The sequence below is a fragment of the Pseudomonas sp. NPDC089401 genome, from assembly GCF_044749485.1.
Lineage (GTDB): Bacteria > Pseudomonadota > Gammaproteobacteria > Pseudomonadales > Pseudomonadaceae > Aquipseudomonas.
The window spans coordinates 190,479-204,074 of record NZ_JBIVIA010000011.1 but is presented as its reverse complement, the minus strand read 5'-3'; the positions used below and the strand labels follow the sequence as shown (position 1 = coordinate 204,074).

Annotated in this window: 11 protein-coding genes; 10 read left to right on the top strand and 1 reads right to left on the bottom strand. The window is 61.3% G+C overall.

The genetic code is table 11. The features are described from left to right. Positions 1 to 42: 42 nt before the first annotated feature. Positions 43 to 3,600, bottom strand: coding sequence for a glycosyltransferase (locus ACIP21_RS23245; RefSeq protein ID WP_400692642.1), 3,558 nt, complete (start codon positions 3,598 to 3,600; stop codon positions 43 to 45). Between the two features lie 217 nt (positions 3,601 to 3,817). On the opposite strand from ACIP21_RS23245, the gene ACIP21_RS23240 reads away from it, so the two are divergent. The 10 genes from ACIP21_RS23240 to fliE all read left to right on the top strand — a co-directional run bounded on the left by ACIP21_RS23240 (position 3,818) and on the right by fliE (position 13,589). Continuing rightward, entirely contained in the window at positions 3,818 to 4,753 is a 936-nt protein-coding gene (locus ACIP21_RS23240) for a ketoacyl-ACP synthase III (RefSeq protein ID WP_400692640.1), read from the top strand. A 318-nt stretch (positions 4,754 to 5,071) separates the two neighbouring features. Further along, complete coding sequence (locus tag ACIP21_RS23235) at positions 5,072 to 5,923, top strand: flagellin domain-containing protein (protein ID WP_400692638.1); 852 nt, start codon at positions 5,072 to 5,074, stop codon at positions 5,921 to 5,923. 72 nt (positions 5,924 to 5,995) lie between these two features. Then, on the top strand, positions 5,996 to 6,373 hold the full coding sequence (locus tag ACIP21_RS23230) for a flagellar protein FlaG (protein ID WP_400692635.1): 378 nt from the start codon (positions 5,996 to 5,998) through the stop codon (positions 6,371 to 6,373). A gap of 80 nt (positions 6,374 to 6,453) precedes the next feature. Further along, positions 6,454 to 7,860, top strand: a complete 1,407-nt coding sequence (fliD, locus tag ACIP21_RS23225) for a flagellar filament capping protein FliD (RefSeq protein ID WP_400692633.1) — start codon at positions 6,454 to 6,456, stop codon at positions 7,858 to 7,860. A gap of 145 nt (positions 7,861 to 8,005) precedes the next feature. Beyond that, positions 8,006 to 8,401 (top strand): flagellar export chaperone FliS, encoded by a 396-nt coding sequence (gene fliS, locus ACIP21_RS23220; RefSeq protein WP_400692630.1) that lies wholly within the window; start codon positions 8,006 to 8,008, stop codon positions 8,399 to 8,401. 14 nt (positions 8,402 to 8,415) lie between these two features. After that, on the top strand, positions 8,416 to 8,712 hold the full coding sequence (locus ACIP21_RS23215; protein WP_400692628.1) for a flagellar protein FliT: 297 nt from the start codon (positions 8,416 to 8,418) through the stop codon (positions 8,710 to 8,712). A 165-nt stretch (positions 8,713 to 8,877) separates the two neighbouring features. Then, positions 8,878 to 10,353 carry a transcriptional regulator FleQ gene (gene fleQ / locus ACIP21_RS23210; RefSeq protein WP_400692625.1) on the top strand — a complete coding sequence of 492 codons (1,476 nt, stop codon included), beginning with the start codon at positions 8,878 to 8,880 and terminating at the stop codon, positions 10,351 to 10,353. Between the two features lie 204 nt (positions 10,354 to 10,557). After that, complete coding sequence (locus tag ACIP21_RS23205; RefSeq protein WP_400692622.1) at positions 10,558 to 11,775, top strand: sensor histidine kinase; 1,218 nt, start codon at positions 10,558 to 10,560, stop codon at positions 11,773 to 11,775. Next, the gene (locus ACIP21_RS23200; RefSeq protein ID WP_400692620.1) at positions 11,775 to 13,151 is read left to right on the top strand and encodes a sigma-54-dependent transcriptional regulator; all 1,377 of its coding nucleotides are present in this window, start codon (positions 11,775 to 11,777) and stop codon (positions 13,149 to 13,151) included. Before ACIP21_RS23205 ends, ACIP21_RS23200 begins: the two co-directional genes overlap by 1 nt. A gap of 105 nt (positions 13,152 to 13,256) precedes the next feature. Next, complete coding sequence (fliE, locus tag ACIP21_RS23195; RefSeq protein ID WP_400692617.1) at positions 13,257 to 13,589, top strand: flagellar hook-basal body complex protein FliE; 333 nt, start codon at positions 13,257 to 13,259, stop codon at positions 13,587 to 13,589. The last annotated feature ends 7 nt before the right edge of the window (positions 13,590 to 13,596 follow it).

The following is a 13,596-nucleotide window of genomic DNA, read 5'->3' as shown; positions in this document are numbered from 1 at the left end:
ATCATTCGGCGCGACCTATTGCAGCTTGGTTTGGCAGGGCTGTCATCCAGCAAGCCAGGCTGCACTCCAGGACTGAAGGTGAGCGCCTTCAAGTAGCCAGTCCCGGCGCACGCTTGCTTGCAATTCACGGCCTGATAATTGGCTGGCGGCAGGATCGGCAAGATGCATGCCGATGGCGTCCAGCCATCCGGCAAGGTGATGACCGACTCGTGTTGCCGGCAGCAAGCCCTCGCTTAGGCCTCGTATGTCAGTACATATCACTGGATAGCCGCAGGCGCCTATCTCGAGCAATGACAAGTTACCGCCGTGGTTGTTCGGCTCGGTAGCGGCCAAAGGCAAGAGGGCGAGGTCCAGTTGCAGGCGGGCTAACGTTATCGGATAAGCTTCAATGGCTCCAGTAGGCTGAATGTCACGTGCGTAGTGTCTCAATTCTCTCGGGCAATCACCGACGAATACCCAGTCGACTTTGTTGGCCAGTGCCGGAATTAGCTCACTCAGCAGTAACTGGTCGTGGTTGCAGTGTTTGTTGAAGATGATTCCCACGCGTGGGGTGCCGCCGTCACGTTGCTCGCATTGCAAGTCTTTCCAGGTGTCTGCGCATAGTCTGTTTTGCACGATGCGGATATCCCTGTGCGCCCCATCGAACAGTTCGGCGAGCGACTCAGTGGCAACAACAAGCCGATCAACCTGATCCAAGGTGGGGCGGAGTAGTTTCAGGAGCGCCTCGCGCGCCAGCTCCCCCGGGACCTGTTGTGCCAGGGCCGGGAGGTGGCGATCCAGGTCGAGCACCTTGAAGGCGCGGGAATATCGCTTCAGTTGCGTGACATCTGCCAGCCACTGCGTGTCCGGGCGCTGCTGGAGAACGATACTGTCTGGGGCCAGGCGCTGAAGATCTGGCAGGTTGGGCAGCGCATTGCAGCAGACGCCATCGATCAGTCCCACCTGATGCAATTCGGAAATTGGCTGCGCAATACGGTGATAGGCGCTGTTTCGGGCGGGCGATGGGTGTGCCAGCACCACAGGTAATGGTCGCCACGAGGCGAGGGGTCTCCATGAGAGGTCTTTCGGTGCGAGGACAAAACCCGTCTGGCTGCGGGTAAAGCCTGGGTTGAGAGTTTGGTCGTGAGCCAGCGCTGTCAGCCAGCGTTGATACAGTCGGTCGCGCTCCTCGGTCGTCGGTTCGCTGATCTCGGTGCTGCTCAGCATGAGTTTGGCATTGGCTGCCCATACAGTGAGAAATCCGGCTTGGCCCGCACGCAGACAAAGATCGATATCGAGGAAATGCTCTGCAAGGTCCGGAGCAAGGCCGGCCAGAGACTGCCAGAGGTCTCGGGCGATCATCAGGCAATCTTTGCTGACGGCATGGTAGTTCTGATCGACTCGCAGCCTTTGCATGTAGCCCGCTGCATCCATAGGCTCATCCGCAAAGGCCGATGCGGCAACTCCGTGAAGGCCCAATACCAGACCGGAATGAGCCAGGGTGCCATCTGGTCGTGCCAGGCATGCGCCTACAATCCCTACTTCCGGGCGTTGGGCATGGTTGAGCAGTTGCTCCAGCCAGTCAGCCGAGATTATTGCGCTCTGCGCTGAGAGCAGCAGCAGGTAGCTGCCCGTGGCTTGAAGGGCGGCAAGATTTAGTGCTTGCGCTTGTGAGGCTGGGCCTGCCTGGATGATGCGTAGCTGATTCAGTCCGAGTTCGGCCAGCGAAAATAGCCATGCGCGGATATCCGGTGGGCAGATGTCCTGCGCCACGAGCAGTAGTTCAAAATCGCCGTGGCGGGTATTTTCCAGCAGGCTTTCGATGCAGCGTTGCAGGTGAGCGAGTCGGGTGCCCGCGCAAATCAAGATGGATACTCGCGGCCGTTGGGTATGGTGGTACTGCAAGTGATAGTGGCCCGGCGGGCTGGAGAGTACCTCGGCCTGCTCGTATCCCCTGGCCCTGAGGTGATCGAGAATGGCACGCTTCTCATCTTCGATATCACAAAGCAGGGGGGGCTGGCAGATCAGTAGGGGTTCGGCAACATGTCCCAGCCCATCCAGGCCGCCATCAATGATCAGGCGTAATACCAGCTCCAGCTCGGCGGCACCCTGGAACTCGGAATTGAAACTGCCTGCCTGTTGGAGTGCCGCGCGACTGAACAACCAGTGGCGACCCAGTCCGGCAGGCATGCTGAGCATGTAGTCGAGGTTGAAGTCCGGGCGCAGGGCAGGGGCGAGAGTGCCGTCTTCCAGGCGATACAGTTCGTCGCAATAAAGGGCGCGGCATTCGGGAGCATCGAGCAGTTGCAAAGCGACCATCAGTAGTCCATTGGGTGTCAGCAGGTCGCCTGCACGTATCAGGCAAAGCCAGTCAGCCTCCATGTGCAAGGCCCACTGGTTGGCGTCAGCAAGCCAGTCGCCCGGCGAGACCTCAAGCCGTGTGCAGGACAGATGGACGGTATCATTTACGGTCAATACCACTGGCTGTATGTTGGGATATTGGTCGCGTGCTCTTTCCAGGCTGTTCAGGGTTGATGCCAGTGCTGCCGGTTCGTCATCCAGATCCAGAACCAGTATTGCGAATGACGGCTTGTGTCGGCACGCTTCGAGTCGCGCGTCGACCAGCTTGCGTTGTGCGGGCTGCAGCGTGCGAGCCTGTAGCCAATTAACGACATCACCGGCGTGAATTGCTTCGATACGGTCGAGAATCTTCTGTTGCTCATTGCGCACCACTTCCGAGTTTAGGTCGCCATGGCGTGCATAGAGTTCTTTGTAGAGCACCGGGAGCAATGAGGATGCCTGCTCGGAGCGACGGTGCGGATCTACGCGCGCTGGGCGTACCCGGACCTCGACAGTTTCCTTGTGTATATGGTGCAGGTCGGCGCGTGCCGCCAGGCTCAGCAGCAGGTCCCAGTCTTCCAGTCCCTTCAGTTGCTCGTCAAAGCCGCCTGCTTCATGGATGAGTGCGGCTGGGCAGGCGAAGGTGTTGACCGGGATGTAGTTGGCAATGTGCATGCGTTCGCGGCAAAAGTCACCGTGGACATAGGGGTGCTTCCGAGCTAGTTCGATGCGCTGATCGTTATCAAGCTTCTCGATGATCAGCACCGAGTCGGTATAGACGATAGCTTCTGGTGCCGTCCCAATGGCATCGGCGAGGGTATGAAGGTGGTCCGGCAAATAGCGGTCGTCGTCATCGAGATAGGTGATGTAGTGGCCTTTGGCAATTCGGATGGCAGCATTGCGCGCCGCTGCCGGCCCCTGGTTGCGGCCTTGGCGCAGGTAGGTGATTGGCAAAGGGAAATCGACGAGCAGGCTCTCGACAGGGGCGCCGTGGTCGTTGACAAGAATGACTTCGAATGCCTGGAATGTCTGGGACGTCAGGCTGGCAAGGGCATCTCGTAGAAGCGCGGGTCGATTGAATGTGGTTACGATCACTGAAAAGAGCGGTCGTTCTTGTGAGGTTTCATTACCCGCCCGGTTCTGCTGGCGCTGCTGCCAATCCGCTTCGGTCATGTCTTTTTTTCCAATCTGGCCTGCACAGCCTTTACGGTACGGAGTCTGATTGAGGCCATAAGAGTGCTCATCGGACTTCCGTCGTTTGATGATGATGGTCAGTTGCACAGCAAAAACCATGCCGTTTCAATTTCCCTCTGTGCTCGCGGGGCTTATACGGATACGCAGCGGTGGAGGTGGAGCTATTTGATGTATCTTTGACGAGGCCGTGACTTGGCAGTCGAAACGCGCATCTCTAATCTATTGAGTCAGCGGGCTACTACGTCCAGGCAGCTGTGAGGCCTGCCCGCTCGTGAACATTCGCCCTATCTATCGGGAAGCCACAATGATTGGCATTAAAAGCATCGCCAGTTACGTACCTGTCGAAGGCGTCGACAATTACGCCCAGGGTGCGAAATTCGGCAAAGACCAAGATTTCATTTTCGGCAAAATCGGCTCGACTTTTTTGCCGCGCAAGGGTGAAGGTCAGGAAACCTCCGATTTGTGTGTCGAGGCCGCGAGGAACCTGTTTGCCAGCAATCCTTCGCTTGATCCGGCATCCATCGATGCCCTTATCGTCGTTACCCAAAACGGAGACGCGGAGGGGCTGCCGCACACTGCGGCTATCGTGCAGCACAAACTCGGCCTGGCGACTGCGATCGCCGCATTCGATATTTCCCTTGGCTGTTCGGGATATGTCTACGGGTTGTACGCAATGAAAGGCTTCATGGAAGCCGCAGGCCTGAAGAACGGCCTGCTGATCACTGCCGACCCGTATTCGAAGATCGTCGACCCGGAAGACCGCAACACCACCATGCTGTTCGGCGATGCCGCCACCGCCACCTGGATGGGTGAGGGTGCCACCTGGCAACTGGGCAAATCGCTGTTCGGCAGCGACGGTGCCGGTGCCGAGCACCTGCGCACCACCGATGGCAAGTTCTTCATGAACGGCCGCCAGGTCTACAACTTCGCCCTGGTCAAGGTGCCGGCGCACCTGCAGCAACTGCTCGAAGCCAGCGAGCTGCAAGCCAGCGACATCGACCTGTACTGCCTGCACCAGGGTAGCGCGGCGATCGTCGATGCGGTGTCGGCGCGCTTCAATGAAGGCGAGCACAAGCAGCGGTTCGTCAAGGACATGGTCGAGACCGGCAACACCGTGTCGTCGAGCATTCCGCTGCTGCTGGAAAAGCACGTGCTCGGCTCCCAGCACCAGCGCGTGGCCCTGAGCGGCTTCGGCGTCGGCCTGTCCTGGGGTTCGGCGATTATCGAACGCCGCGATTGACCGTTGTGGGGGCGGACTTGCCCGCGAAGCAGGTGGCGCGGTGCCAGGGTCCACGCGCCTTTGCAGACCGTTCATCGCCATAGCAGACGCCGCCGCTTCCAGGCGGCGTTTTCTTTTCTATTCTGCTGGTAGCTGGCGCCTGTAATCTGGCGTCAACTCCTTGATTTAATTGGGCTGGCAGGATGCCAGCAAATTTTTTCGAAAATCCGCTAAAGAAACCCGCCGTGACGAAGATAACTATTACGAAGGTTCTCTGTGCCACACCCGGCGAATTGCCAAGGCCGGAAGCCGTAGTACCCAACTTACGAGGAATTCGTCATGGCTTTGACCGTTAACACCAACACCACCTCTCTGGGCGTTCAGAAAAACCTGAACCGTGCTTCCGATGCACTGAGCACCTCGATGACCCGTCTGTCCTCCGGCCTGAAAATCAACAGCGCCAAAGACGACGCCGCCGGCCTGCAGATCGCTACCCGCATGACCTCGCAGATCCGTGGTCAGACCATGGCTATCAAAAACGCCAACGACGGTATCTCCATCGCCCAGACCGCTGAAGGCGCGATGCAAGAGCAGACCAACATTCTGCAGCGCATGCGTGAACTGGCTGTTCAGGCTCGAAACGACTCGAACAGTGCCGATGACCGTATCGCGCTGAACAAAGAGTTCGCCCAGATGTCGGACGAACTTACCCGTATCGCTTCCAGCACCCAGCTCAACGGCAAGAACTTGCTGGATGGTACTGCTGGTGCGATGACCTTCCAGGTCGGTTCCAACGGCGGCACCGAAAACCAAATCGTCGTTACCCTCAGCGACAACATGGATGCTACCACCTTGGGCGTGGACTCCGGCACCATCAACATTCTGGGTACCGACAGTGCCGATGCCGAGACCAACTTCGCTGCAGCCATTTCGGCCATCGACGGCGCCCTGCAAAACATCAACACCACTCGTGCTGACCTGGGTGCTTCGCAGAACCGTCTGACTAGCACCATCAACAACCTGCAAAACATCAACGAGAACGCCGAAGCTGCTCGTGGCCGTGTACAGGACACCGACTTCGCTGCTGAAACTGCCCAGCTGACCAAGCAGCAGACCCTGCAGCAAGCGTCGACTTCGGTTCTGGCCCAGGCCAACCAGCTGCCATCCGCCGTACTGAAGCTGCTTCAGTAATCGCTGATGGTGACCGACGGGGGAGTGCACATTGAGGCGCTTCCCCGTCTTTTCATTGCGAGGTGGTAAGTCATGGACATGAGCGTCAATAATAACCTGTCCTACCCGGCTGCTCGACCGACCGCCCCGGTCGCCGACAAGCCGGTGGCTGCCCATTCGGCCGAACAGCCGAGCAGCAGCACGACAGTGGAACCGAAGAAAGTTACCGCTGCCGAACAGTCTAAAGAAGCCGAAAAGGTGAAGAACGCTGTTTCGCAGATCGAGAAGTTTCTCAGTGACAGCAAGCGCAACCTGGAGTTTTCCACGGATGAACAGTCCGGCCAGGTCGTGGTCAAGGTCATTGCCAGCGCGACGGGAGAGCTGATTCGCCAATTGCCCTCGGAAGAGGCGTTGCGGATTGCCAATAGCCTGAGTGATGCAAGCAGTCTTTTGTTCGACGCCAAGGTCTGATCGGCGGCGAATGCCATAACGGCAGGATTCATGTCAGTCTTGCGCAGCAGGGCTGACGTTTCAGAAAGAGGGATAACGGTATGGCGAGCACACTGGTCTCCAGTATCGGTCAAGGTACTGGTCTTAACATCACCGACATGGTTTCCGCGTTGGTCTCCGCCGATACTGCCGCCAAAAAGGCGCAGATCACCCGGCAGACCAGCAACAACTCCGCCATGATTTCGGGTGTGGGCTCGCTGCGCAGTGCCCTCACGGCGTTCCAGGACGCCATGAAGAAGCTCAACGACTCCACCAAGCCGTCGTTCAACGCCTATGCGGCGAAGTCGGCCAACGAGTCGGTGGTCAAGGTGACCGCGAACAACACGGCGGTAGCCGGCAGCTATGACATCATGGTCAACAAGCTGGCCACCGGTTCCAAGGTTGCCAGCCAGTCGTTTGCCGGTGGCTCGACCTCGGCCATCACTGCCGGCGAGCTGACCGTCAGCCAGGGCGGCAACTCCTGGAAGGTCGACATCGCCAGCGGTGCGACCCTGGAAAGCGTGCGTGACCAGATCAACAAGGAGCTGGGTGTTCAGGGCGTCTCGGCGAACATCGTCAACGGTGAGGGCGGCGCGCGCCTGGTGCTGAGCTCCACCACCACTGGCGCCGGCAGCGATCTCTCGCTCTCGGGTATTCCCGAGCTGGAAATCGATGGCACCACCAAGATGAGCGGTACCGGCGCGGGTTACATCTCGGCCCTGGCCCAGGACGCTGAGCTGACCGTCGACGGCCTGAAGATCACCAGTGCCAAGAACACCATCGACAATGCCATCAGCGGCATGACCCTGGAGCTCACTGGCACCACGCCAAGCGGCAGCACCACCGGTACCAGCGTCACCGTGGCGGCCGACAGCGATGGCCTGCAGAAGTCGATCCAGTCGTTCGTCGATGCCTACAACACTCTGCAGACCGCCATCACCTCATTGACCTCGACCTCGCGCGACAGTGATGACAACCTGGTGCTCGGCCCGCTGACCAACGACCCGACCACGCGCTCGTTGCTCAACGATATCCGCAAGGTGCTCTCGGAAGTGGGGTCGGGCGATCAGCTGACCACCCTGAGCCAGCTGGGTATCAACACCACCAAGGATGGCACCCTGGAGTTCAACTCCACCAAGTTCAATACCGCGATGAGCGACAAGAAGCTGGGTTCCGAGGTGCAGGAGCTGTTCACCGGCACTAACGGTATCTTCGAGCGCATGAACAAGGCGATCGACCCGTACAACGCCACCGACGGCAGCCTGGCCACGCGCAAGGCCAGCCTGGACAAGGTTGCCAAGAACCTCGCCGACCAGCAGCTGGCGCTGGACCGTCGTACCGAGTCGCTGACCGAGTCGCTGACCAAGAAGTTCGTGGCGATGGATACCGCGGTAGCCAAGCTCAACGCCCAGGCCAACCAGATCAAGTCGGTGTTCGATGCCCTGAACGCCCAGGCGAAGAACTCCTGATCGGCATCCCAGAGCAGTAGAAACGACAAAAGCCCGGCAGCGTCAGCAGACGCGCCGGGCTTTTTCGTTTTGCCGCTAAAGTTTTTTGACGTCTCGGCGATACACAGGGTACAAGCAACCTTTTCCGCTGCAACGAGGTAGATTCATGAACCCGATGTTGGCCCTTCGGCAGTACCAGAAAGTCAACGGCGTGGCGCAGACATCCGAAGCCAGCCCGCACCGTCTGGTGCAGATGCTCATGCAGGGCGGCCTCGATCGCATGGCCCAGGCCAAGGGCGCGATTGCCCGCAAGGACGTGGCCCAGAAGGGCATCCTGATCGGCAAGGCCATCGATATCATCGGTGGCCTGCGCGAAGGCCTGGACCTGGAAAACCATGCAGAAAGCCTGGCCGAGCTGGACAGCCTGTACACCTACATGAGCCGTCGCCTGATCGAGGCCAACGTCACCAGTGACCCGGCCATCATCGATGAAGTGGCACGCCTGCTGATTACCGTGAAGGAAGGTTGGGACGCCATCGGCGACCAGTCGTCGGCTTCCTGAGCAAGGAGGAAGACATGAGCGATGTGATCACCCGTATCGAGCAGACCCGTCAGCTGCTGCTGACGGCGCTGGAGAAGCGCGACTGGGACGCCGTGGGCGAACTGGACCTGGAATGCCGGTTGCGCATCAACGATGTGCTGGGTGAAGCCCAGGGCCAGGAGGCGGATGTGCGCGACAGCCTTGAGCAATTGCTCGAGGTCTACCGGCAATTAATCGACGTTGCAAGTGGCGAACGTCAATCGATAGTCGACGAGATGACGCAAATCCGTCAGGCGAAAAACGCCGCCAAGGTATACCATCTGTTCAGCTGACAGCAGATGTCCGGAAAGTAGTGCGCCATTAATTTGACTGTATGCTTTTTTTTGACTTTACTAGTGGCTGTTTGCGAATTAAAGACGTCCGACCACTGACCATTCAGTCAGAATGATGTCGAGCACGCCTTCGGGCGCCGATATGACTAGGGAAGTTGCTATTGCATGTGGCGTGAAACCAAGATTCTCCTGATCGATGACGACAGCGCCCGCCGCCGCGATCTGGCGGTGGTCCTGAACTTTCTCGGCGAAGACAACCTCCCGTGCTCCAGCCAGGACTGGCAGCAGGCGGTCGAGGCATTGTCTTCCAGTCGTGAAGTGCTCTGTGTGCTCATCGGTACAGTCAATGCGCCGGGCGGTGTGCTCGGGTTGCTTAAGACAGTGGCCGCCTGGGATGAGTTCCTTCCGGTGTTGCTGATTGGCGAAATCTCTTCTGCGGAGTACCCGGAAGAGCTGCGTCGTCGGGTGTTGTCCAACCTCGAGATGCCGCCCAGCTACAGCCAGTTGCTCGATTCGCTGCACCGGGCCCAGGTCTACCGCGAAATGTACGACCAGGCCCGTGAGCGCGGGCGCCAGCGCGAGCCCAACCTGTTCCGCAGCCTGGTCGGCACCAGCCGTGCCATCCAGCATGTGCGGCAGATGATGCAGCAGGTGGCCGACACCGATGCCAGCGTGCTGATCCTCGGCGAGTCCGGCACCGGCAAGGAAGTGGTGGCGCGCAACCTGCACTACCACTCCAAGCGCCGCGAAGCGCCGTTCGTGCCGGTCAACTGCGGGGCGATCCCGGCCGAGTTGCTGGAAAGCGAACTGTTCGGCCACGAGAAAGGTGCATTCACCGGGGCCATCACCAGCCGCGCCGGGCGTTTCGAGCTGGCCAACGGCGGTACGCTGTTCCTCGACGAAATCGGCGACATGCCGCTGCCGATGCAGGTCAAGCTGCTGCGCGTGTTGCAGGAGCGCACCTTCGAGCGCGTGGGCAGCAACAAGACCCAGAGCATCGACGTGCGCATCATCGCCGCGACCCACAAGAACCTCGAGACCATGATCGAGGACGGGACCTTCCGCGAGGACCTGTACTACCGCCTCAACGTGTTCCCGATCGAGATGGCGCCGTTGCGCGAGCGGGTGGAAGACATCCCGCTGCTGATGAACGAGCTGATCTCGCGGATGGAGCACGAGAAGCGCGGTTCGATCCGCTTCAATTCCGCCGCGATCATGTCGCTGTGCCGTCATGGCTGGCCCGGCAACGTCCGCGAGCTGGCCAACCTGGTGGAGCGCATGGCGATCATGCACCCGTACGGGGTGATCGGGGTGTCGGAGCTGCCGAAGAAATTCCGCTACATCGACGACGAGGACGAGCAGCTGGTCGACAGCCTGCGCAGCGACCTCGAGGAGCGCGTGGCGATCAACGGCCACACGCCGAACTTCGCCAACCACGCCATGCTGCCGCCTGAAGGGCTGGACCTCAAGGACTACCTCGGCAGCCTGGAGCAGGGCCTGATCCAGCAGGCGCTGGACGATGCCAACGGTATCGTGGCGCGGGCGGCTGAGCGTCTGCGCATCCGCCGCACCACCCTGGTCGAGAAGATGCGCAAGTACGGCATGAGCCGCCAGGGCGGCGAGGACCAGGCGGAGGACTGATTCCGCCTGTGCCGGCCTCTTCGCGGGTAAACCCGCTCCCACAGGGATCTCACAAGACTCAAATCCTGTGCAGTCCCTGTGGGAGCGGGTTCACCCGCGAAGAGGCCAGGCCTGAAAACCGCAAACCCCCATCCCCGGCACGGCTATTGCTACACCGCTGGCACCACACCGTTTTTATGACGGTCAGCCACGCGAGAGAGCACGATGCCCCAGGCCGCCCACTTTTCCAAGGTCCCCGATCCGCAGGGGCGTACCCCGGTCGAACAGGAAAGTCGACAAGGGCTGGAGCAGGCGTTCGCCCTGTTCAACCAGGTGTCTTCCCAGCTCAACCAGTCCTACAGCATGCTCGAGGCCCGCGTCAGCGAGCTGAAGGGCGAGCTGGCGGTGGTCGGCGCCCAGCGCATGGCCGAGCTCAACGAGAAGGAGCGCCTCGCCAACCGCCTGCAGAACCTGCTCGACCTGTTGCCCGGCGGGGTAATCGTGATCGACGACCAGGGCCTGGTGCGCGAAGCCAACCCGGCGGCGTGCGAGTTGCTCGGCGAGCCGCTGGTCGGCCAGCTGTGGCGCCAGGTGATCGCCCGCAGCTTTTCGCCGCGCAAGGACGACGGTCACGAGGTGTCGCTGCGCGACGGTCGCCGCCTGTCCATCGCCACCCGTTCGCTGGATGCCGAGCCCGGCCAGTTGGTGCTGCTCAACGACCTGACTGAAACCCGTCGCCTGCAGGACCAGCTGGCGCGACACGAGCGCCTGTCGTCGCTGGGGCGCATGGTCGCCTCGCTGGCCCATCAGATCCGCACGCCACTGTCGGCGGCCATGCTCTACGCCAGCCATCTGGCCGACAGCGGGCATGAGCTCGCGCCAGAAACCCGCCAGCGCTTCGCCGGTAGCCTCAAGGAGCGCCTGCACGAGCTGGAGCACCAGGTGCGCGACATGCTGGTGTTTGCCCGTGGCGAGTTGCCGCTGAGTGACCGGTTGACGCCCAGGGGCTTGTTCCAGGCCCTGCAGCAAGCGGCCCAGCCCCATGTGCAAGGGCATGCGGTGCGCTGGCAGTGCGACAGTCAGCTCGGCGAACTGCTGTGCAATCGCGACACCCTGGTCGGCGCCTTGCTCAACCTCATCGAAAATGCCCTGCAGGCCAGCGAAGGCCAGGCGCGGCTCAAGGTGCACCTGTTCCGCCGCGCGAATACCTTGTACCTGAACATCAGCGACGCTGGCAGTGGCATCGACGCGGAGCTGCTAGGGCGGCTCGGTGAGCCGTTCCTGACCACCAAGGCCACCGGCACCGGGCTCGGCCTGGCGGTGGTCAAGGCCGTGGTGCGCGCGCACCAGGGCGTGTTCGCGTTGCGTTCGAAGCTTGGGCGCGGCACCTGTGTAACCGTTGAACTGCCGTTGATCGACGGGCAGCCAGCGGAGGTCGTGTAATGGCAATCAAGGTGCTGCTGGTCGAGGATGACCGCGTATTGCGCCAGGCGCTGGGCGATACCCTGGAGATCGGCGGTTTCGCCTACCACGCGGTCGGCAGTGCCGAGGATGCGCTGGAGGCGGTCGGGCAGCAGGCCTACAGCCTGGTGGTCAGTGACGTGAACATGCCGGGTATGGATGGCCACCAGTTGCTGGCGCAGCTGCGCCGGCTCCAGCCGCAGCTGCCGGTGCTGTTGATGACCGCGCATGCCGCGGTGGAGCGCGCCGTCGAAGCCATGCGCCAGGGCGCTGTCGATTACCTGGTGAAGCCATTCGAGCCCAGGGCGCTGCTCAGCCTTGTCGAGCGCCATGCTGCGGGCCGCCTGGGGGCGGGCGAGGATGAGGGGCCGGTGGCCTGCGAGGTGGCCAGCCGGCAGTTGCTGGAGCTGGCCGCGCGGGTCGCGCGCAGCGACTCCACGGTGCTGATCTCCGGTGAGTCCGGCACCGGCAAGGAGGTGCTGGCGCGCTACATCCACCAGCAGTCGCTGCGGGCGGCCCAGCCCTTCGTCGCGATCAATTGCGCGGCGATTCCCGACAACATGCTCGAAGCCACCCTGTTCGGTCACGAAAAGGGCGCCTTCACCGGCGCCATCGCCGCCCAGGCGGGCAAGTTCGAGCAGGCCGAAGGCGGCACCCTGCTGCTCGACGAGATTTCCGAGATGCCCCTCGGCCTGCAGGCCAAGCTGCTGCGCGTATTGCAGGAGCGCGAAGTGGAGCGGGTCGGCGGGCGCAAGCCGATCGCCCTCGATATCCGCGTGCTGGCCACCAGCAACCGTGACATGGCGGGGGAGGTCGCGGCAGGGCGCTTCCGCGAAGACCTCTATTACCGCCTGTCGGTATTCCCCTTGGCCTGGCAGCCGCTGCGCGAGCGTAGCGGCGACATCCTGCCGCTGGCCGAGCGCCTGCTGGCGCGCCATGTGGCGAAGATGAAGCACGCGCCGGTGCGGTTGTCCGCCGAGGCGCGCAGCTGCCTGCAGGCGCACGCCTGGCCGGGCAACGTGCGCGAGCTGGACAACGCCTTGCAGCGAGCGCTGATCCTGCAGCAGGGTGGGGTGATCGAGGCGGCGGATTTCTGTCTGGCAGGCGCCATTCCCTTGTCGGCCACGACTCCGGCTATGGCATCGCCCGTCGCTGTCGAGGCGGCAGGTGATGCCGGCGGGTTGGGCGACGACATGCGTCGCCACGAATTCCAGATGATCATCGACACCCTGCGCGCCGAGCGTGGGCGCCGCAAGGAAGCGGCCGAAAAGCTGGGTATCAGCCCGCGAACCTTGCGCTACAAGCTGGCGCAGATGCGTGACGCGGGGCTGGATGTCGAGGCCAGCCTGTACGGCTGAAGCATTCATTTATATGTTTACGGGCGGGCTGGCACACGTGTTGCTAGCTCAGGGTTATCCGCTGCATGAGTGTCAAAAAAATGCGGCCGCCGGAGAGAGAAGTTCATGAGCCAAGGTGTTGAATTCAATCGTCTGATGTTGGACATGCGGGCCATGCAGGCCGATGCCATGTCGCTGCCCAAAGCCACTGCTGCGCCTGAACTGGCGCCGGGCCAGAGCAGCTTCGCCGACATGCTGGGCCAGGCCATCGGCAAGGTCAGCGAGACCCAGCAGGCGTCGAACCAGCTTGCCAATGCCTTCGAGATCGGCAAGAGCGGCGTCGACATCACCGACGTGATGATCGCTTCGCAAAAAGCCAGCGTGTCCATGCAGGCGCTGACCCAGGTACGCAACAAGCTGGTCCAGGCGTACCAGGACATCATGCAGATGCCGGTTTGAGGACGGA